Here is a 21,052-nt window from a genome sequence, read left to right as displayed (position 1 = left end):
TTTTCTTTCCATAAAAATGCCCTCAAATAGTGTCTAACTTTTTGGGGGCAGTTCAGAGACATTTGCGCAGCTTTTTATAAGGAACTCTTCGTAGAGCGGGGTAAATGAAACAAAGAAGCAATACGGCAAAAGCCACGTTAAAAATGCTTTGAAGCAGGCTTTTTTTGATGAAAGAGTGACTTCTGTCGAGAGATTATCCGAAAGGCTCAAAGATGAAGCCATTCATACTGTTTTAAGAAAAAGCAGTGAAGGAAAGCTTTATGGAATTACTTTTATCGACTTTAAAGCACAGACCGTTGTCAATGGAAGCAGTCTGGGAAAAGAATTCAGTTCAAAAGGAATTCAGGAAAGTTGCGCGATGAATATTCTTGCGCTAGAAAGAAAGCATCAAAACTCAATTCCAATAGCTTTAGAGAACTTTCAAGGTTCTGAATTAAGAATGTATGTAAAAGAAAATCTGGTAGATATACTGCTTCGTGGAGAAAAGATAAATGACTATGTTTCGAAACAATTTAAACAAAGAAAGAAAAGGAGACTTTTTAAGGGAATTTAGAATATTTAAGAGTATAAAAATTGCGTCAACTTTACCTCCAATTTTCATTAGGCCATCCATATATTTTTCATGACCTAATTTGAAGCACGATGATAAGGCAAAAGCATTTAAAGGTTTATTAGAAGATAAAAAATGAAAGAGACGACCTGTTGGTCGCCTCTTTTTCTATTTAATAATTACAAATTTATATTCTCTTTCAGATAGTTAAATTGCTAATATATAAAACACCTAATCTGATACACTACCTGAATATCAGTCATTTTAAAAGTAGTCAAATTTTAATTAAACATCTAGTAAAGATAAATCTTCCCAAACATCAACATAATTGCCATTTTCAGCTATTAATACCCTACTCCCAGGTGCTAACCCTAAAAAAGGTAAAACTAATGGACAATATTCTTCTAAATGTATAGCATGCAAAGGTTTGAAAAAATCATCCTTCTCAGAATAATCTCCCGACCAAATATACCATCCAGTTGTGTCTCCTACAAGAGGATGACGCAAAGCATGGATTGGCATAGTTAAACTTTTTTCTTTTATATCTAATGCTATTCCAACCTTAAGATTTAAATCACAATATTCAAAGTTAATTCCATATTTATTACAAATATCTTTTTGTGCTTCAATTAAATTATTCATTTTCTGTTCTTGATTTTATTATTGCTTTCATTCTCTTAGAATACGCGCTCATTTCTGCTCCTTGTTTAGAAGAACAAGTTTGACATTGACCATTAACAGATTCTGGTGAGCGCATTTTTTCTAAATCAATTGTTCCTGTTTCATACCATTCTTGAACTAAAGGTTTTATATGGTTTGCAACCATAGGCTCTGAAGTACCTCCACAATCTACACAAGTTTCTCCTTGAACTGACTTTCTTTGTGCTGCAGTTGTTGCATTATTAGGTCGACTATACAATTCATTAGTAACTGGTGCTTCAGCCACTTCTATCGCTCCTTTTCCTCCCGCTCCCTTTACTGCTTGATGAGTTACTGCAATAGCTACAATATTTACAACCGCTGTGGCAACTGCCTCTGGTTCTCCTTTAGAAGCATTTACAGCAGTATTTACAGCCCCTTTAGCTCCACTTGTTTCATATACGGAATTAACATACTGTTTTGCTGCCCCACCAATTCCATCTTTCTGATAAGCAGTAGCAACTTTTTGTGATGCATTAATTCCATTTTTAATACCATGATAAGTACCTGTAACAGCACCTTTAAGTAAATTTCCTCCTGCAGTCCATGCTCCTTTCGCATAAGATTGTATCCATTGTCCAATACCAGGTCCAGGCCACATGCCATCAGGGTCAATAAAATACACTGGATTATCCATTGCATAATTGTATGGAGACCATCTACGACCTTTTTCTGCTAATGGGTCAATATTCATCCATCGACCAAGAGCAGGGTCATAATTACGTGCTCCGTAGTCGTACATGTTAAGTCCCAGTTCGTCTTGAAGCTCTTTAGCGTTGTACTTATATTTATAACCAGAGTTGACAACCGGACTTCCATACCCGGATTGTTTAAGCCCAAAAGGATAATAATGATTTTCATCTTCTATTTGTAGAAGAGGTGCACTAATAGTTCCTGTATTTTTGTAACCGATTCTGATATTGCCCAAATGGTCTTTGATCTGGTAAATGTATTTATAAGAACTTCCGTCAGGTTGTGCATAACCTTCAGCTGTAGGGAAAAACTTTAAGGCATTGTTCTCATACTGAAAACCATCCAGATAATTCGTTGAAGTGGTAGTACCGTTTTCAACTACAATTTTTTCTACTTTTTGTCCGCTGGAATTGTAAATATAAGTAATATTTCCTGTTGTAGCAAAAGTTATTTTTGCTGGCAGATTTAAATGGTTATAGGTAATAGCGGTGATGTTTTTATTGTTATCAGAAATCATATTTCCGTTAGCATCATACGTATAATCGTTTACGGTATTGGCGGTACTATCTATAAAACCGTAACCTTTATAAGCTGCCGGAGCATTGTCGATCACTTTTGTAAGATGGTTGCTGTAAGTATTTAGATAGCTAAAAACTAAATTGTCAATCTGCCTGGCAGCCGTATCATTATATCCGTTACGGATAATAGAGAGGATGTTTCCGTTTTTATCATAAGTAAGAGCTTCATTATAGGCATCGTTTATGACAGCGGCTCTTTTAGAGACAGCTCCTTTTAATCGGTTCAGATTGTCGTATTTATAACCGTATGCTCTTATAATACCATTGTCAGAATTTGTTGCCCAATACGTTTCGCAAATATTTCCGTTGTATAAAGGGGTTACGCCGCTGATACCTGCTGCTGTGGTATTGTAATTAATCTTAAAAGCAAACAAATCTTTAGGGTCTCCGGTTTTAGCCAGGGCATTAATATCGTTTATAGCGGTAAGCCATCCGCGGATATTGTAATTGTAATGTACGTTTTGTAATGGTACAGCAGAAGTATTCCCTGTCTTTTTAGAAATTAGCTGTCCCAGTTCATCATAAGTATTACTGGCGAGTAATTCCACCGTACCTCCGCTAATCTTGTGGGTATGGGTAAGTAAACGATCCTGTCCCGAGTAAGTATAAGTATCTATAGTCTGAAGCTCGGGAGAATCGGTCATCAGTCTTCTGTGATAGGTATTGGTCTGCAGTACTTTTCCGCTAAAATCGTACAGGTTGTCAATAGTGGTATAACCACCCAAATGGTTCTGTACTCTGTTTCGTATCGGTCTTGCTTTGGTATCATAAAGCGTATAGGAAAGTTGGTTTTTATACAGAGTACTGCTTTCCAGTACACGTGTCCATGCGCCTGTTGACAGTCCTTTTGGTTTTACAGTAGTATTGTAATATACGGTTTGTGTCTGCACAGTTGCGGGAATAGCGGGTGCGTTAGGGAAATTATAATCGTCAAAATAATTTACGGTCAGGATATGATAATCAGCTGTTGGCCATGCGGCATTGTTATATCTGAAACTAACACCATTTATTGTTGTATTAGTGGCTGCAGCTATTTTAGTTTCATTATTAACTGTTAGAGCTGAGACAGCATCCTGCAGCGTTTTTCGGGCTGCAGACGTTATTCCAGCAGCGGGTTTCCAGCCTGTTAGAACGGTACGATTAAAAGCATCATATTTGGTTATAAGCCATCCGGTTGTGGTTAGATCTGAAAAGGGAGAATTGGCAGGACCTGCAGCCACTACACGGTCTAAATTATCGTATACGATAAACTCCCATTGTTTGCCCGGTAATTTTTTCTCGACCATACGGTTATTCTGGTCGTATTTGTATTGGTAACACAAATCGTTAAGTACAGCTGTTGTAATACTGCCGTCTGCTTTTGGTGGAACTACATAGGTAAGATTCCCGTAAATATCATAAACATAATAGGTATCGTGTTTTACTCCGGCATCGTAAGTTCTTTTTAAAACAACCTTTCCTTCTTTGGTTTTAAATTCTTCGGTTCCTGTTTGTGCTCCCGGTGCGGTGTTTTCGTCATAAGTTACAGTTTTATAGAGCTGATTTGCGGCATAGCTGCCGCCATCTGAAAATGAAATTTCATAAAGTCCTTTAGCTGCAGTCCAGCTTGTACCGGCCTTGTAAAATTTTACTTCAGCAGCAGTATTAGTCTGATAGTCCATCTTGATTTCATGACCGCTGTCGACTGCCCACGAAATTCCTGGAGCTGCTTGTTTTAGTATTCGGTTTAAAGGAGAAGAGTCGAAAACTTTTTCACTATACGGATTACGCGTATTTTCATAATTTACTGTGTTGTAAAAAGAATGCTGCTGTACTATTGCATTCGCCCTGTAATTCGTTGAAGAATTTGTTGTTGCATAAGGTAAAAATTCCCGGGGTGTTCTGTTATAGTTGTCATAATTTAAAGGAACTATAATGTCATTACCTGTACCTGACTGTGCAACAGATATTTGCTGGATAGGTCTTCCAAGTCCGTCATAAAAAGTTTTATTTTGACTCGCCTCACTTATAGCAGGATTCAAAATACTGGTGCTTGTAGAAATCTTGTATGTAGTAGTTTTAACAAAGCTTTGATTAAGTAAATCCGTTTCTAAAGTAGTACAGTTTGTACTTGTTCCAGAAATCAGAGGACAGTTATCCAGATTATTTAAAACATAGTTTCCGTTGGGTTTATTATACTGGGATATGCTGTTCAGAGGATCTCCCAGTCCGTCAAGATCATTATCGAGATACCATGTACGAACCAATTCTATTGTAGTCGATAAACTAAATCCAGTCAGTAAAGCGGGAGTACCAATAGTATAGATGATCATATTATTGTTCTCAATTTTAAGAAAATATCCTGTAGGACTGCCTGTATTGGTTTTTAGTTCGCCCACTTCGAGATTCGGTAATACCGGAGAAATGGTAAGGGTTCTAATTGTTCCTAATTTTAGGTTCTGAGCAGCAGCCCAGCTTCCGCCAATATTAATCCTTAATACATCATTTAGTATATTGACCTGACCACCGGAACCTACTGCACCCGGATTGGCAACATAATCAGTATTGGCCATTAACTGGTTAAAATTGGGATAAACTGCCGCCTGTGTCGAATTTAAAAATAATATTAAAAACAAAACCAAAAGATATTTGTATTTCATTGCTTTCATGATGATTAGTTTTTATAATAATATTGGTTTTCAGTCAGTATCTTTTCATTTTTATCCTTTACATTTTGCAAACGGCCATAGGCATCGTAATTGTACCTGATTCGGTCTCCTTTGGGATCTGTGATAGTACTTATTCCAATATGAGGAATGTAGGTGTAAGTTGTGATCATTGAATTTACTAAAGATGCGGTATTCCTAAAAGCCTCCAAAGCAGTTAATAAATTGGTTTCATTACCTGCATCAGAGATAGTTTGCAGATTGGCTGTCAAAGAAGAAATTTCACTATAGGCTGTATTTTCCATTTTAACAATAGGCAGGCTTTTATTGTATCCCCAAATAATAACAGTGGAAGTACCTCCTTCGGGTTTGTATTCTATAATATTGCCAGTGTCATCATAACGATAGGTAAGTTTTTTTGCCAGAACCGGAGTAGAGGAGCTTCCTTTTTTCTCCCAAACAGACTCAGGCAGTGTAAAGGAAACATTAGCTGTTGAAGAAGGAAAAACAGCATATTTGGTTAGCTTTTCGGATAGTTTTTCGGTTCCTCTGTACGTTTCTGTTTTTAAAGGAATACTTTTTCTGTTTTGTGCTATAAGGTTTGCAGCATATGGTTCATTTGGCAGGTCAAGGGCATAGGCCATTCTTGTCTCTAATGACTGACTGCCATTTTGATCTGTTGTAATAATTTTTGTGGGCTGAAGATGTAAGGGATTATCATAACTATACTGTGTTAAACTACTAACAGGGTTATTACCGTTTATATCATAAAGTACCTGAGTTTCACTCGATAAATAACACCAGTCTGTGTAGTTATTATACTTACTGAAAACATATCCCAGAAGTAATTTATCTATATCATTTCCGATAGTTACACCTTCAATAACGTCTATAAAGCTTTTAAAAACAAACATAGCCAGTGCATTTTTCCTGTAACTGCTTTGAATAGTGTAATTATAGGTGTTTTCTTGTATTGTTTTGTTGTTTGCATTTTTTATTAGTATACGACTGGGTTTTCCATTTCTTGGATCAGATTCAAGAGGTATGTTGGGTAATGAAATAGAAACAGGACTTAATTGCGGATAAAAATTTAAAAACTCCGAAATAGTTTCGCCCTGATTTGTTTCGCCGGTATAAGAACTAATAACTCTGCTGTAGCCAACGAAAGTGTTTCCGTTAGCGCTTAGCGGTAGTATGCTGTTTGATGAACCAAATAAATAAGTGGTTGGATTTGAGCATAATGAACCGGTAATAAAAGTGATGTTTTGTGTATAGTGATATCCCGGATCAGGAGAGGATATCCCGGAACTTATATTCAGATCTTCAGTTACATATTTGTAGTTTTTGATTGTAGATTTTATTCCATCGAATAATTCAATACTTTTAATCCTCAAACCTCCGCATTCTATATTAGAATCTACTATTTCAGATCTGTCGGTATAGGACCAGGAAAGATATACGGCAAGATTATCAGGATGAGACATATACATTTTGTACTTACCGGCTGTGAGTGTTATATTGTTGAAATTAAGTATAACCTGTCCTGAGCCATTATAAATGTCATTGATTCCAGGATAGGAGATAGGATATTTGACCCATGCTCCGTTAACAAGTTTATAATACCCGAAAGAATGCATTTTATCAGATTGCGAAGGAAAATAAGAAGGAATACTGTTTTTAATCAAAAAATTAAGGTCTAACTGAACGCCTGTACTACTTTTAACCTCAAATTCTTCTCCTTCGCAGGAAACTTCCCTCAAGGCTAAACTTCCAAAAGCAGCTCCTCTGGGACAAGTACTGGACGTAATTAAATTTCCATAACGCATTCCATTCATAGTTTTTTTACCGTAATATTGATTAGATTCCCAGTTAAAAATTTGTGTACCGCCTGTAGGTAGTTTTATTTTTTCAAGAATAAAGTATTTGCTAAAACTCTCTTTTGGATTTCTGTCTGCTCCCTCTATAGTATAAGCAGTTCCCTGATAATTAATAAGGGCTGTTGGTATAAGGGTACCACCGGAACTGGCTGCAGAAGGTTGTGCCCAGGGTTTTAGACTGCTGTTGGCAGCGTTATTAAAATAGCCCCAATGATCAACAGCTAATGTGATTTTTGACGGCACAACAGTGGGAGTGTTGTAAGTAAACTGATAATTTTGATCATTGATAAGAACTGAATTTAGTTTTAGCCTGTAATACTCCGGAATTTCTAATTGCGTTACGCTTTTCATAAAATAATCATAGTTGAAATTGGCAGTAACAAAAGGGGATTGCCTCGAAGAACTATATACATGTACTGGATAATCGTTGTGGTTTGGGATCTGTCGGAGATTTTGGGGCCATATCAATACGGTCTTGTGTGTTAAATACAACATATCCATTAGAATAATTTATTCTTGACAGATAAACGTCCTGAGTAACATCAATTGTTCCTGAATTTACGGCAGGTACATTTGTCGGCAATATAGAGATTGACTGCCCCTGACAGAAAATTGGTTGTACAAAAGCTCTGGTTGCCAGTTGACTTATTCTGATCTGGCTTTTTGTATTGTGTAGATTAGTTTCATATTCAAAGGTGATTTTATCTTTGTTCATTGGTGATGCTATTTCTTTTAAATACCATGTTGTGACTTTCGCGTTTGGGGCATTACCATTATTTAATAAGGTATATCTGTTTGCCAGAATAGACGATAGACTTTGTGAATCACTGCTGTATGAATAAGTTGTGGTGGTCTCTGCTGCCGAGAATCTATATTCAATTCCCGTAGGATCTGTTATGATCCAGACTCTCTCAGCTTGCAGATAAAGTATCTTTATAGCTTGGGCATCTAGTGGTCTGCCGACAATTTCATTTTCATTGCCGGCAGGTTTCTCAACTACAAATTTCCCGGAAAAGGAGCCAAAATTGTAGAAAAAAATATCTGGTTCCGGATCATGACCGTTTAGTACAATATCTCTCATATAATTTCTTACTAGTGCCAGGGAGCTTCCTTCTTCAGGAACATTATTTGATTTAATATAAGATTTTTTGGAATCATTATAAATCATTAAGTCATCGTTTCCTTTAATAATTCTAGATATTGATCCTCCTGCATTTAATGACCATCCAAGTCCAACCCAGCTGGCTTCCTGAGCTGCTTTTATGCCGCCTCCATGATATTGAAGACTTATTGGAACGGTTAATTGCCCGGAATTTATGGTGTAAATAGGAATATCAATATTTGGCAGACCAGTATATTGGCTAACGGGTACATCGGCAAACTGAGCAAGTGAAGCTGCTGTAGGTGAGGGCGGAATAATTGGTGATAATTGCTGAGCGAAGATAATTTCTGTATTTCCCCAAAATGCGAATAAAAGAAAGCAGTAAAAGACAGGCTTGTAATTTAATAGTAGCATAATTATTTTTTTTGATTTTATATAAAACTAATTAAAATTGATTCTCTTAATTTGTAATGGTTTGTTCTTGTTTTTGATATCTTTTCACTGATATAAAATAGTAAGGTGTTTTGGATATTCTTGTTTTAAAGAATTCATATAAAGGAAAAATTCACCTCGGGAAAGACAATTTTACAAGTTTTTTCTTTAAAATACAATACCCACTTTTGGTGATTTTTTAAGCTTTTTTTGAGAAATGATAAAAAAGCAAAGCCTTTCAGATGGAAAGATTTTGCTTTAACGTTGAAGAACTATAAAAACGGCAAATTGTGATCCGGATTGATTTTTCTTTAATAGAGAAAGAGGGATTAATAATTAAAGAAAACAGACAAACTATAAAACAAAAAAACTCCCAGTTTCCTGAGAGTTTCTGTCTATAGTAAAATGTTGTTTTTAAAACTTATGGACCTTTTGATCTACAATTTTATTTACTCTGAATACCAGGTAAATAGTCAGTAACATAATCGCAGAAGCCGTCATAGCCAGAATATCATAATGTTCCAGCGGGGCGTAGCTGTCTTTTTGGTAAATAATCAGTCCGGCGATTACGGCACCAAAGCCGCCGGCCATTTGTTGTAAAGAAGAGTTGATACTCATAAAAGCACCACGGTCCTGCGGATCCGGAACGGCTGATGTTAAAGTCGTTGAAGGCACCATTCGGCTCATGATGGTTGCCATCATTAGTACATTGGTTACTAATACAATCCAGAAAGGTGTGGCACCAAAGTGAGAGTAAATGTTAATAAGTACTACTGCCGATATAGTGGCAAAAGCAAAGATTTTAAATTTGTTTACCCTGTCACTCAGTTTACCAATAAAAGGCATGGTAATTAAAGTAGCGATTCCCGTAATCATAAATAATAACGGAAGCTGCTCATTGGTTACTTTAAGGTTGTTAATGGCAAAAGCACTTCCAAAAGGCATCATCATAAAACCTCCGATCGAAAGCATCGAAGTTGCCAGAAAACCAACCTGATAATTCTTTTTAGACAAGGTGTGAAGTAAATGCTGTACAGCCGTTTTTTCCTGTTTTAAACTTAAATGCTCTGTAACAGGCTGCAGTTTTAGATATAAAACCGCTGTTATAAGGGCAGCCATTGCAGCGATCCATAAAAAAGGAACATGCCAGCCCCACGCATTAGCGATGTACAATCCAATAGGAATTCCTAAGACCTGACTTACACCAAATCCCATCTGGATAAATCCCATTACTTTCCCTCGCTGCTGCAGGCTGAATAAATCGGCTACAATTGCCAGTGAAATAGAACCAATGACACCGCCAAATAAACCGGTAAATATACGGGCAGCTACCAATAAATAGAAATTAGGTGCCAGGGCACAAAATAAAGTCCCGATTGTAAAACCAATGTAAAAGAATAGTAATAACTTTTTTCGGTCAAACTTATCGGCAAAACCTGCTGTCAGCAGTCCGGAGATTCCGGCACTAAAGGCATAGGCAGAAACGGCAATACCAAATTGGGATGCCGTGATTTTTAAAGTTTTCATCATGATGTCGCCAAGGGGAGACATGACCATAAAATCAAGTACAACAGTAAATTGTGTTATGGCAAGTAAAAATATAACCAGTTTTTGATATCCGTTAAAAGCTGGCGATGGAGTTTGTTTTTCGTTCATAAAATATCAGAGTTCTCTGCAGTCAAAATTGTGAAAGTTCACTAAATCAATTATCTGACGTGCATTTAGTTTTTCGCTTATAATTCGCAGTACGCAGTCTACATCTTCCTGATCAATAGTCCATTGCAGGATTGATTTGTTTGCGTTTAAGAAAGTAGCGATTTTGTTTTTATTAGATTCGGTTTTTATATTCGTGGCAAAAATTAATACATTCATGACATAAGGGTTAAGGTGTTAATGCTTTAATGACTAAGCGTAAAGCTTCTTGTTGTATATCAGGTGTTAATGTAAACGGAGTAGTGCCTCCTAATCCTTTTCCTTTTTCATGAAAACGCAGTAAATTGTATAAAGGGCCGTAAGCAATACTCCAGAAAACCTCTTTAGATACGGGTACGATTTCTTTTCTTTCTATAGCATTATGTAAAAACCGGGTCATTATGTCTTTGAGTTCCAGCAGGCTTTCATTTACAATATATTCGCCATAATTAGAATTCTGAAGGATTTCCCAGCAGGCAATTTTATCGGTGTTTTTCAGCATAAACTCAGAACGGTTTTCCCATTGTTTGGCAAGTCCGGCAGCAAAAGGCATATCCGGTGAGAAATCTTTTAAAGAGCTTTTAAAAAAATAAGTTCCCAACTCCGTTCCTATTTTTTTAATCAGGTCTTCCTTATCGGCATAATAAATATAAAGAGTCGCTACAGAAATACCGCATTCTTTGGCTAGACGGTTCATGGCAAAACCTTCGATACCATGTTTTACAATCATTTCTATAGTTTTTTGCTTTACGATTTCTTCTTTATTATTGTCTCTTGTTCTCAATTGAAAGGAATTTTATGGTGCAAAGATATAATAATAAATGAATGTTTGCTTATTTATGAGTTGTTTTTTTTTGAAAACCGTACACTAAATTTTATTATTTTTACTCTTAACAGTTATCGTACAAAACTGATTTTGTATGAGATACTGATTTCTTTACTAACATTTAACCACAAAAAAATGAGAAAAAACAACGACTTTGGACTGTTAATACTTCGTATTGCAGTTGGACTTTTAATGCTTCTTCACGGTATTGGAAAACTGGGCGGCGGTTTAGAATTTATAAGCGGTATGCTTGAAGGAAAAGGGCTTCCGGGTTTTATTGCTTATGGAGTTTTAATAGGCGAGATTGCAGCACCGGTTTTAATTTTAATTGGTTTCAGGACCAGAATAGGGGCTTTGCTTTTGGCAATTAACTGTTTAGTGGCTGTCCTGTTGGTACATACAGCGGATATAGCCAAACTGGGAGACACCGGAGGCTGGGCTTTAGAACTTGTTGGTTTGTATTTTCTTGGTGCACTGGCCTTATTTTTTACAGGCGGCGGAAGTCTGGCAGCTTCGAAAAACAACAAATGGGATTAAGTGTTCTGATAGAGAAAGAGAAGATTATATTACAGTTAGTCAGTAATTTGTAATAAATTTCCACAGATACAGTAAAGAGGCTTTTAGGGCCTCTTTTTTGATTTTTTATTTTAAGAAAAAAATAACACCCTCAACCCCCACAAAACCTAAATTCTAATGTTATTTTAATGTTGAGCCCGAGATTTCGTTCTAACTTGCGCCTCTTTAAAGACAGAAGAATGTTGACGCAAATTAAAAATAGTTTTTTATGTAAATGCCTGCAGGTGTTACTAATTGGCTATTTTTTAATGAGCAGTATAAACATATCAGGTACTTTTGGACGCATTATAAGCAATAATACCGAAACCCATACGGTTAAAGGTATGACCTGTAATTTTTTAAAGAAGATATTTAAATGTGACGGAATCCCGGAAGAACTGGATGATTACGAAACAAAAGATACCAAAACTACAAAACTGGCAAAAGGCATTCCTTTGCTCGAATATCTGGTTCCGCTGGATGCTTCTGTACCGCCTTTATACTGTAATATGGGTTCTAAAGAAAAGAGCTATATTGACAATCCCGTTTTTTCATTCGGATTTCACGGTAAAATTCATTTACCGCCTCCGCGAGTTATTATATAAATACTTAATTTTGTTAGGATTAGAATATTTTTTGTAATCCTTAATACGGTATTTACCGTATATTAATATCTATCTATTAATCTTGTATTTATATATAAATTCATGACACCTTTACAACGTTTTTACAACTTACTCAGACTGGATAAGCGAGACGTATACCAAATTGTATTTTATGCTGCTTTTGCAGGTCTGGTTAATCTTTCGCTTCCTTTAGGTATACAAGCCATTATTAATTTTATTCAAAGCGGACAGCTCAGCGTTTCCTGGATCGTACTGGTGATTCTGGTGACTATTGGAGTTGGTTTTGGCGGAGTGCTGACTATCTTACAGCTTCGGATTGTGGAGAATCTTCAGCAGCGTATTTTTGTCCGTTCTTCTTTTGAATTTGCTTACCGCATGCCTTTAATTAAATTTAAGGAGATGTATTCAGAGTACGCACCTGAAAAAGCCAACCGTTTTTTTGATACCCTGATGGTTCAGAAAGGTACAGCCAAACTATTACTGGATTTTTGCACGGCATTCCTTCAGGTAGGTCTGGGAATTATTTTACTGGTTTTGTACCATTCTTTCTTTATGGTAATCGGCCTTTTGTTCATTGTCATTTTATACGTGATTTTCAAATTTTCATACAGAGATGGTCTTGAAACGAGTCTTAACGAATCAAAATTCAAATACAAAGTGGCAGCCTGGTTACAGGAGATTGCCCGTAACCGTGAAAGTTTCCGTAAAAAAGGCGGTTTCGAATACGCTCTTGACCGCAACGACGGTTATGTGAGCGAATATGTAAACTACCGTGAGAAACACTTTCAGGTAATGAAAAAACAATATATTCAGCTTACGATTTTTAAAGTAATTGTTACAGCTGCCCTTTTGTCTATTGGTGGTTTTCTGGTAATTCACCATCAAATGAACATAGGGCAGTTTGTGGCAGCTGAAATTGTAATTGTACTTCTGATAAACTCGGTGGAGAAAATCATTTTCGGACTGGAATCGTTTTATGACGTACTGACTTCTGTTGAAAAAATAGGTCAGGTAACTGATTTGGAGATTTCCTGTATTCCAAAAACATCAGCTATTGCCGAAACCGGAATTACCATTGAAACCGAAAGCATTGCTTATAATTATCCGCAGCATAATAAAAAGTCCCTTAAGAATATCAATCTGAAAATAACTCAGGGGGAGAAAATTATTTTAAGAGGAACGAATGGTGCCGGAAAAAGTACCTTATTACGTTTACTGGCCGGTTTACTGGAGCCGGAAAGCGGGGCAATGTATGTAACGGATAATTTTATGAATCGTCTGGATGAAGATACTTACAGAGCGCAGGCTGGCACTTTTTTACAGGGTGATACACTGTTTGCCGGAACCATCAGGGAGAATATCCTTTTTGGAAACGAAGAGCTTAACAGCGACGATTTAAAATGGGCGCTGGATAATGTCGGACTGACACCGGATATTAAAACATTTCCAAACGGACTGGAGCATCAGGTACATCCGGGAGGTCATGAACTGTCGGCCTCCGATATTCAGAAAATACTTTTAGCACGCAGTATTGTGCATAAACCTAATATATTATTTCTCGAAGATCCGGTTGATAAAATGGATGAACTGACTTCGGGTAAAATTGTTGATTTTTTACTTTCTGAAGAGAATGACTGGACTGTAATTGTAACTTCTAAAAATGATATCTGGAAGAACAAATGCGGTCGTATGATAACGATTGATGACGGAAAAATTATTAACGACATAAAGCTATAATCATGCTTAATATATCTAAAGACAATAACTTACTTATAACTCCGGGCAGATACAAATCGATTACAAGCGTTGCCAAAAGACCACATTATAAAATTCTGAACAGAGTAATTCTCGGGTTTTTAATTTTCTCTGTTGGCTGTCTTTTTCTGCCATGGACACAAAATATTTCAGGAAGCGGTTCGGTTACTACTTTAAAACCGGATCAGAGACCACAGACCGTGCATAATGCTATTGCCGGACGTATCGAAAAATGGTATGTTCAGGAAGGGGATTATGTAAAAAAAGGAGATACTATAGTCTTTATTTCGGAGGTAAAAGAAGACTATCTGGATCCTAATCTCGTAAGCAATACCAAACAACAGGTAGATGCTAAAAAAATGGCTGTTGAATCTTATGGAGACAAAGTGAACTCTCTTGAAGTTCAGGCCAAATCGCTCAATGCCGAAAGAGAACTTAAATTACAGCAGGCACAAAACAAAATAAAACAGGCACAGCTGAAAATTAAGAGTGACAGTATGGATCTTGAAGCGGTAAAAACACAGCTGCGTATTGCAAAAACTCAGTTTGACCGTTCTACAGCCCTGAACAAAGAAGGATTAAAACCACTTACCGATGTGGAGCAGAAAAGGCTAAAACTTCAGGAATCGGAGGCTTATATCATTACTCAGCAGAATAAACTCTTAAGCAGTAAAAATGAACTGATTAATGCGAGAGTAGAAATCAATCGTATTACAGCCGAATATTCTGAGAAAATTTCGAAATCCAGAAGTGATAAATTTACAGCTTTAAGTACACAATACGATACCGAGGCGCAGGTAAATAAACTGCAGAACCAATATGTAAACTACAGTCTTAGAAACGGATTGTATTATATTACCGCACCACAGAGCGGCTATGTAAACCGTGCTTTACTGGCAGGTCTTGGAGAAACAATTAAAGAAGGAACTTCTATAGTAAGCATCATGCCGGCAAGTTACGATATTGCCGTAGAAACCTATGTAGATCCTATCGACCTTCCTTTGGTACACCGGGGCGCTAAAGTTCGTGTCTGGTTTGACGGATGGCCGAGAATCGTGTTTTCAGGCTGGCCGGGTTTATCTTACGGAACCTATGGCGGAAAAATTGTGGCAATTGAAAACTTTATCAGTGCTAATGGGAAATACAGAGTATTAATTTCTCCTGATGGTGTAGATAATAAGTGGCCGAAAGAATTAAGTATTGGAGCAGGAGCTCAGAGTATTGCGCTGCTTGAAACCGTTTCAGTATGGTATGAAATATGGCGAAACCTGAATGGTTTCCCTCCAAATTATTATAAGTCAGACGAAAAAGAAGCAAAAAATGATAAGGATAAAAAATAAACTGAGAGCAGCGGTACAGTTTTCTCTTTTATTTTTATTCAGTTTTTCAGGCTTATACAGTCAGGATTTTAATAAAGAAGAACTAAGTTACAGCGAGTTTTTAGGATACGTAAAAAAATACCACCCGCTGGTTAAACAGGCCAATCTGGAAATTACAAATGCCCAGGCTGCCCTTATGATGGCGCGCGGGGGATTTGATCCTAAAATTGAAGTAGATTACAATAAAAAGGAATTTAAAGGAACAGAATACTATTCCTTATTAAACAGCAGTTTCAAAATTCCAACCTGGTACGGAATTGAAATTAAAGCCGGATTTGATGATACAGCCGGGCAGTATTATAATCCGCAGAACCGTACGCCGGAAGCAGGTCTGACTTCGTTAGGAGTAAATGTTGCCTTAGGACAGGGAATGTTTATTAACCAGAGAATGGCCGATGTAAGAGAAGGAAAACTTCAGCTAAAACTAAGTGATGCCCAGCGAAAACTAAGAGCTATTGAAGTTTTGTATAAAGCCAGTGAAGCCTATTTTGAATGGCGAAAAAGCTATAACGAAGCGGAATTGTATAAAAGATATCTGGGTTTTGCCAGTACACGTTATTCAGGGGTAAAAAAACTGATTGAGTTAGGTGATGCTCCGTCAATTGACAGTGTCGAAGCCGGCATTACCGTTAGAAACCGTGAGCTGAATGTTGAAAACGGAAACCTGAAACTAGCCAAAGCAAAACTCTACTTATCAAACTATTTATGGATAGAAAATGTTCCGGTAGAACTGGATGATATAGTAAGGCCTGAAGAGAACCTGATTCAGACAGTGGAAGAAACCCTTAAAACAGATGCTATGCTGGTAGATGTAGAAACACTCGATGCACATCCTAAAATTCAGGCACTGGAGACCAAAATGGATATACTGGAAATAGGCAGAAAACTTAAAGCCAATTCGCTGCTTCCAAAACTCAATGTAGGTTATAATTACATTTCAGAACCTGCTTATTTTGATTCTTTCAATGCCGACGATTATAAGTTTAATATTGATTTTAGTATTCCGATCTTTTTAAGAAAAGAAAGAGGGAGCCTTAAAATGGCAAAAATTAAAATACAGGATTTAAAGTTTGATATCGAACAGCAGCGGCTGGAACTGAAAAACAAAATAAAAGCGCAGCAGACTGAGATAGCTTCTTTAAGGAGACAGAAAAAGGTTATTGATAATCTGGTAAAAGATTATATGACGATGCTGAATTCAGAAGAAAAGCTGTTTTCTTTTGGAGAAAGTTCTATATTCCTTCTTAATTCAAGAGAGAACAATCTGGTAAGCGCAAAGCTTTCCCAGATTAGTATTGAGAACCAGTTTTATATTTCGAATGCCGAATTGTACAAAATTCTGGCAAACCCGGATTAAAATGATGCGAATTGTAAAGAAAACAAAAGCGGATTACGAATTGATTGACAATTTTAATCCGCTTTTTTTATGATTTTAATGCTTTCTGAGTTTATCTCTTTAGAAAAAGGTAAAATTCACATTTATTAACTTTTGTTGAACCTTTTTTTAAATAAAATTAAAGAGCATATTTTTATTTTTGCAACAGTATAAAGTTTGTAATTACAAACTGCAAGCCTTTTTTATTCGCCTCAGACTGCTTTTATATTCTTATGACCTTAGACAATTGGCCTAAACATATTCAGAAATATCTTTTTCTGCTGAAAGATGGTTTTTTTCAGTTTCCTTATTTGTTCAACTCCCCGCAGATAATGCTGGATAGTATGTTAAAACTGCCTATTACCAGGCATTTTCCCGAAAAACATCTCATTACTTTTAATACCTCTTTGTGCAAGGCCAAAATGTATTACAGAGAAATGGAAGATGGATTCTGGCTGTTGACTTTTTATATGAATATGAAAGAAAATATCATGGCCCTTTCCGGTTATGATGATAAACAATCCAGTGAATATTATCTTTTAACTTTTTCGGTTTTTGAATATAAATTCCCTCTCAAAGACGGCAGCGCTTTAAATCTTTTAAGCACCTGCTGGACGTTTAGTAAACCCAATACCGAAATCTCAAGTTATTTTTACAAACAGGCTGACGGAAAATTTTTCAGCATAGCGATTAGAAAAGACTGGGCCAAAAAGAATCTGACTTCTAAAAAGTTCAAAAATAGAAAAGCAATTCTTCATTTTTTAAATGGAAAAAAAGGTTCCTATACCTGGCTGGATATTTCACAGAAAGCCCATAAAGTAGGAGCAGATCTTTCAGACTTGTTAGAAAGTGAGAACAATAGTGAGGCTGTTACCGCTGCAATCCGAAAAAAATCTATGAAACTGGTTTCGGAATTTTTTGATAATTGTTTTATCGACAGCCGTATTGAGGACAATATTTCCTTAACCAATTTCGATTATCTTAATGTTTCCAGAGCAGAGAAAATTATCCTGCAGAATTTACATCTTCCTTTTATTGGTATCGACTATATTGCTAAAGAAGTTAATATGTCGCCTACAAAATTAAAAGCAAACTTTAAAGCGGTTTTTGGGTTTTCGATGCTGCAGTATCATAAAGAAAAAAATATGATGCTTGCAGGGCAGCTGGTACTAAAATCAGATTTCGATATTCAGGAAATTGCCATGATTACCGGCTATGATTCTGCTGGCAGATTTGCATCCAGTTTTAAAAAGAGATTTGGAAAACTGCCTTCGGAAGTCCGTTTTTAGTATACTTCAAAACTAAAAAGTCCAAAAAAAATCGTAGACTTCTTATTCGGTTTCTATATTTCGATTATTTTTTGGAAATATAACGGGTTAGTAATTAGTGTTTTAAAAACACTTGTTGCGGAATTTGCGTAGACCTTTTCTTTCAGGTTCTAAGAAATCGGATCAGGACTAAAATATGTCCGAATTGACTATTCGACCCTTTGTTTTTCATTTACATTTGGTCGCAAATTAAGAAGGTTAACATTTTTCATGATCATTTATTTTTGATCGTTATCCTTTTGTCTCTGCCGTTTTTCGGCACTTTATAAAATTTTACAGACGGATTAATACGCCAGGTTTCACAAATGAAATTTGAGCGTACAGGACTATTTTATGCCTTTTTGAGATTTTTTTTAATTATTTATTATATGGTGAACTTTACTTATTTAAAACACTTAACGGGTAACAAAGATCGGGCTTTGAAGCGCTTTCTGGTTAGTATTTTGTTTTTGTACAGTCTTCAGGGCTTTTCACAAACAAGTATTTCCGGAATTGTAAACAGCTATTTCTCTGTTACAGGTATTTATCAGCCCGCATGTGATCCCTGCGATCTCAGCTGTATAAATTCGATTACGGTTAGTAATGCCGCAGGTCTTGCTCCTGGGGATAAAGCCTTGATTATCCAGATGAAAGGTGCTTCTGTCAATAACACTAATACTATTGATGGAGGAAAAGTAACAGCGATTAACAATACAGGTAATTACGAATTTTTTGAAATTAAAAGTATTGTTGGAAATGTGTTAACGCCCATGTATCCGCTGTTAAAAACGTATACTTTAACAGATATGGTGCAGGTAGTCAGGGTTCCGAAATATACTGGCGAAGTGACGATTAACGGTCTTTTAACAGCCAAGGAATGGAATACCACTGATAAAACAGGAGGGGTTCTGGCCATAGAAACTGATAACAAGTTAATTTTCAATGCCAATATTGATGTAGCCGGAAAAGGATATGAAGGAATCAGAATGAATATAAACGGTCCTGATAATAACTGTGATCCGGATCCTAATACTTTATACGTTCTGAATAGCAGTGCGACAGCATCCTATACAAAAGGGGATGGCATTGTGATAGACAATTCAAATTATAATAGAGGACGTGCACCAAGAGCTAATGGAGGAGGTTCCGGAGTCGCAGGAGATTCAGGCGGCGGCGGGGGATCCAACTATGGTGCAGGTGGTGAAGGAGGAAAACGCTGGTGTAATGTTAACGGAACTAATGCAGGTGGTCTTGGTGGAGTTTCACTTTCCACTTATTTTGCACAGGATAAAGTATTTCTTGGAGGAGCCGGAGGTTCGGGTTATGTTACAACAAACAACCCTTCATCAGCAGCAGATGGTGGTGGTATTGTTATTCTTTTTGCTAATGAAATAGTCGGAAACGGCCATTCTATTATTGCCGATGGTTTTTCACCGGAAGCCGTAAATCCTTCAGGAGATCCTGATGGAGGTGGTGGTGGAGGTGCCGGAGGAACAGTAGTTCTTAAAACACCTCTTTTTACCGGAAATTTAACGGTTTCAGCAAAAGGCGGTGACGGACAGGATTTAAATACAGAAGTAGTCCACGGACCGGGAGGTGGTGGAGGTGGAGGAGCCTTGTTATATTCACTGGCAGCTTTACCATCTAATGTAACATTAAATGCAAATGGAGGTGTTGGAGGACATCATATAGGCGGCGAACGTAACGGTTCTCAGGACGGATTTGCCGGAGGAAGTGTTTCCTTGTACATTCCGGTTGAGAACCCGAATTATATGGGAATTGATGATAATGACGGATTGGATATCGAATGTGATTTAGATGACGATAACGACGGAATTTTAGATTCTGTTGAAATTCCGGCAGGATTACCAGATCCTTTTGGTGACCATGATAATGATAAAAAAATCAATTTTATTGATAAAGATGCACCTGGTTTTGTTGACAGCAATCTGGATGGTGTCGATGACCGTTATGATGAAGATTTAGACGGAATCATTAATCAGTTAGATTTAGATTCTGATAACGATGGCTGTCCGGATACCATTGAAGCTTATGGAAATGTTTCTTTTGACCCTGATGGTAATGGGTTTTACGGTACAGGAAATCCTCCCGTTACCAATGCAAATGGTACTGTAACAGCGGCCTCTTATGCCGCTCCGGTAAATACCAACGGAACATCTAAATCGAACTATCTGGTTAGAAATGTGGTGGGAATCAGTACAGATACAGCAGATCAAAGTACATATCCGGGAGAAAATGCGACATTTAGTGCTTCGATAACCGGAACCCAGCTGGTGTATGTCTGGAAACAAAGCACTAACGGAACTACATGGACTACTGTGACAGATGGTGGTACAAGTCCGGCTTTTTCAAATTCAGAGACCAATACGCTTACATTAACTAATGTTCCACATTCTTACCATGGCTACAGCTATCGTTTAGAGGTAACCAGTACTTCAAATGTATGTGCAAAAGTAGAAACAACACCAGCTGTTTTAAGTGTAGTGAATAGGGCCCCGACAGCAGCGCCGGATTCTTTTTCGGTAAACGAGGGAGGAACACTAACCGTTACTTCATCTTCAACTCTACTGTTAAATGATAGTGATGCAGACAGTGACCCTTTAACAGCTGTTTTGGTTACGGATGTATCTCATGGCACTTTGACATTAAATGCAGATGGTACTTTTACCTACATTCATGACGGGAGCGAAACCACTTCAGACAGTTTTACTTATAAAGTAAACGACGGAACAGTTGACGGAAACACAGCGACAGTTACCATTACGGTTACTCCGGTAAACGATGCACCAGTTGCTAATGACGATAATACTTACACCGTTGCCGAAGGCGGTACTTTAAATATTACCGCTCCGGGCGTTTTAGGAAACGATACCGATGCAGAAGGCGATGCTTTAACAGCAATTTTAGTTACAGCTCCTTCAAACGGAACACTGACTTTTA

15 protein-coding genes are annotated in these 21,052 nt (G+C 37.1%); 8 read left to right on the top strand and 7 right to left on the bottom strand.

Annotation, left to right across the window (positions count from 1 at the left end):
- Positions 1 to 148 precede the first annotated feature (148 nt).
- A complete protein-coding gene (locus tag ACODST_RS26915) occupies positions 149 to 553 on the top strand; it encodes a hypothetical protein (protein ID WP_488935187.1) in 405 nt (134 codons plus the stop codon).
- 282 nt (positions 554 to 835) lie between these two features.
- On the opposite strand, the gene ACODST_RS26910 is transcribed toward ACODST_RS26915, so the two are convergent.
- The 7 genes from ACODST_RS26910 to ACODST_RS26880 all read right to left on the bottom strand — a co-directional run bounded on the left by ACODST_RS26910 (position 836) and on the right by ACODST_RS26880 (position 11,052).
- Positions 836 to 1,192 carry an immunity protein Imm33 domain-containing protein gene (locus tag ACODST_RS26910; protein ID WP_488935186.1) on the bottom strand — a complete coding sequence of 119 codons (357 nt, stop codon included), beginning with the start codon at positions 1,190 to 1,192 and terminating at the stop codon, positions 836 to 838.
- A complete protein-coding gene (locus ACODST_RS26905) occupies positions 1,185 to 5,168 on the bottom strand; it encodes a DUF6443 domain-containing protein (RefSeq protein ID WP_488935185.1) in 3,984 nt (1,327 codons plus the stop codon). Before ACODST_RS26905 ends, ACODST_RS26910 begins: the two co-directional genes overlap by 8 nt.
- Before the next feature lie 5 nt (positions 5,169 to 5,173).
- Complete coding sequence (locus tag ACODST_RS26900) at positions 5,174 to 7,393, bottom strand: hypothetical protein (RefSeq protein WP_488935184.1); 2,220 nt, start codon at positions 7,391 to 7,393, stop codon at positions 5,174 to 5,176.
- A 52-nt stretch (positions 7,394 to 7,445) separates the two neighbouring features.
- Entirely contained in the window at positions 7,446 to 8,558 is a 1,113-nt protein-coding gene (locus tag ACODST_RS26895; protein ID WP_488935183.1) for a hypothetical protein, read from the bottom strand.
- A 432-nt stretch (positions 8,559 to 8,990) separates the two neighbouring features.
- The gene (locus tag ACODST_RS26890; RefSeq protein WP_488935182.1) at positions 8,991 to 10,232 is read right to left on the bottom strand and encodes an MFS transporter; all 1,242 of its coding nucleotides are present in this window, start codon (positions 10,230 to 10,232) and stop codon (positions 8,991 to 8,993) included.
- Between the two features lie 6 nt (positions 10,233 to 10,238).
- Complete coding sequence (locus ACODST_RS26885) at positions 10,239 to 10,448, bottom strand: hypothetical protein (protein ID WP_488935181.1); 210 nt, start codon at positions 10,446 to 10,448, stop codon at positions 10,239 to 10,241.
- Positions 10,449 to 10,458: 10 nt separating this feature from the next.
- Positions 10,459 to 11,052 carry a TetR/AcrR family transcriptional regulator gene (locus ACODST_RS26880; RefSeq protein ID WP_488935180.1) on the bottom strand — a complete coding sequence of 198 codons (594 nt, stop codon included), beginning with the start codon at positions 11,050 to 11,052 and terminating at the stop codon, positions 10,459 to 10,461.
- A gap of 177 nt (positions 11,053 to 11,229) precedes the next feature.
- On the opposite strand from ACODST_RS26880, the gene ACODST_RS26875 reads away from it, so the two are divergent.
- From ACODST_RS26875 to ACODST_RS26845, 7 genes are all read left to right on the top strand, one after another.
- On the top strand, positions 11,230 to 11,631 hold the full coding sequence (locus ACODST_RS26875; protein ID WP_488935179.1) for a DoxX family protein: 402 nt from the start codon (positions 11,230 to 11,232) through the stop codon (positions 11,629 to 11,631).
- A 287-nt stretch (positions 11,632 to 11,918) separates the two neighbouring features.
- The gene (locus tag ACODST_RS26870; RefSeq protein WP_488935178.1) at positions 11,919 to 12,254 is read left to right on the top strand and encodes a hypothetical protein; all 336 of its coding nucleotides are present in this window, start codon (positions 11,919 to 11,921) and stop codon (positions 12,252 to 12,254) included.
- 102 nt (positions 12,255 to 12,356) lie between these two features.
- Entirely contained in the window at positions 12,357 to 14,012 is a 1,656-nt protein-coding gene (locus ACODST_RS26865) for a peptidase domain-containing ABC transporter (protein ID WP_488935177.1), read from the top strand.
- A 2-nt stretch (positions 14,013 to 14,014) separates the two neighbouring features.
- Positions 14,015 to 15,370 (top strand): HlyD family secretion protein, encoded by a 1,356-nt coding sequence (locus ACODST_RS26860; RefSeq protein ID WP_488935176.1) that lies wholly within the window; start codon positions 14,015 to 14,017, stop codon positions 15,368 to 15,370.
- The gene (locus ACODST_RS26855; protein WP_488935175.1) at positions 15,351 to 16,766 is read left to right on the top strand and encodes a TolC family protein; all 1,416 of its coding nucleotides are present in this window, start codon (positions 15,351 to 15,353) and stop codon (positions 16,764 to 16,766) included. The genes ACODST_RS26860 and ACODST_RS26855 overlap by 20 nt, the downstream gene beginning before the upstream one ends.
- 251 nt (positions 16,767 to 17,017) lie before the next feature.
- The gene (locus ACODST_RS26850) at positions 17,018 to 18,073 is read left to right on the top strand and encodes a helix-turn-helix domain-containing protein (RefSeq protein ID WP_488935174.1); all 1,056 of its coding nucleotides are present in this window, start codon (positions 17,018 to 17,020) and stop codon (positions 18,071 to 18,073) included.
- A 407-nt stretch (positions 18,074 to 18,480) separates the two neighbouring features.
- A partial coding sequence (locus ACODST_RS26845) for a cadherin-like domain-containing protein (protein WP_488935173.1) occupies positions 18,481 to 21,052 on the top strand: 2,572 nt, incomplete at its 3' end.

The organism is Flavobacterium sp. FG19, assembly GCF_057809475.1.
Note: the sequence above shows the minus strand (reverse complement) of the source record. Positions and strands in the feature narration are given on the sequence as shown.

What these genes read in the sequence shown, in the direction of transcription:
- ACODST_RS26875 (WP_488935179.1), top strand. Translation starts at nt 11,230, where the DNA reads ATGAGAAAAAACAACGACTTTGGACTGTTAATACTTCGTATTGCAGTT.
- ACODST_RS26890 (WP_488935182.1), bottom strand. Translation starts at nt 10,232, where the DNA reads ATGAACGAAAAACAAACTCCATCGCCAGCTTTTAACGGATATCAAAAA.
- ACODST_RS26865 (WP_488935177.1), top strand. Translation starts at nt 12,357, where the DNA reads ATGACACCTTTACAACGTTTTTACAACTTACTCAGACTGGATAAGCGA.
- ACODST_RS26850 (WP_488935174.1), top strand. Translation starts at nt 17,018, where the DNA reads ATGACCTTAGACAATTGGCCTAAACATATTCAGAAATATCTTTTTCTG.
- ACODST_RS26900 (WP_488935184.1), bottom strand. Translation starts at nt 7,393, where the DNA reads ATGAAAAGCGTAACGCAATTAGAAATTCCGGAGTATTACAGGCTAAAA.
- ACODST_RS26910 (WP_488935186.1), bottom strand. Translation starts at nt 1,192, where the DNA reads ATGAATAATTTAATTGAAGCACAAAAAGATATTTGTAATAAATATGGA.
- ACODST_RS26855 (WP_488935175.1), top strand. Translation starts at nt 15,351, where the DNA reads ATGATAAGGATAAAAAATAAACTGAGAGCAGCGGTACAGTTTTCTCTT.
- ACODST_RS26905 (WP_488935185.1), bottom strand. Translation starts at nt 5,168, where the DNA reads ATGAAAGCAATGAAATACAAATATCTTTTGGTTTTGTTTTTAATATTA.
- ACODST_RS26895 (WP_488935183.1), bottom strand. Translation starts at nt 8,558, where the DNA reads ATGCTACTATTAAATTACAAGCCTGTCTTTTACTGCTTTCTTTTATTC.
- ACODST_RS26885 (WP_488935181.1), bottom strand. Translation starts at nt 10,448, where the DNA reads ATGAATGTATTAATTTTTGCCACGAATATAAAAACCGAATCTAATAAA.
- ACODST_RS26860 (WP_488935176.1), top strand. Translation starts at nt 14,015, where the DNA reads ATGCTTAATATATCTAAAGACAATAACTTACTTATAACTCCGGGCAGA.
- ACODST_RS26870 (WP_488935178.1), top strand. Translation starts at nt 11,919, where the DNA reads ATGAGCAGTATAAACATATCAGGTACTTTTGGACGCATTATAAGCAAT.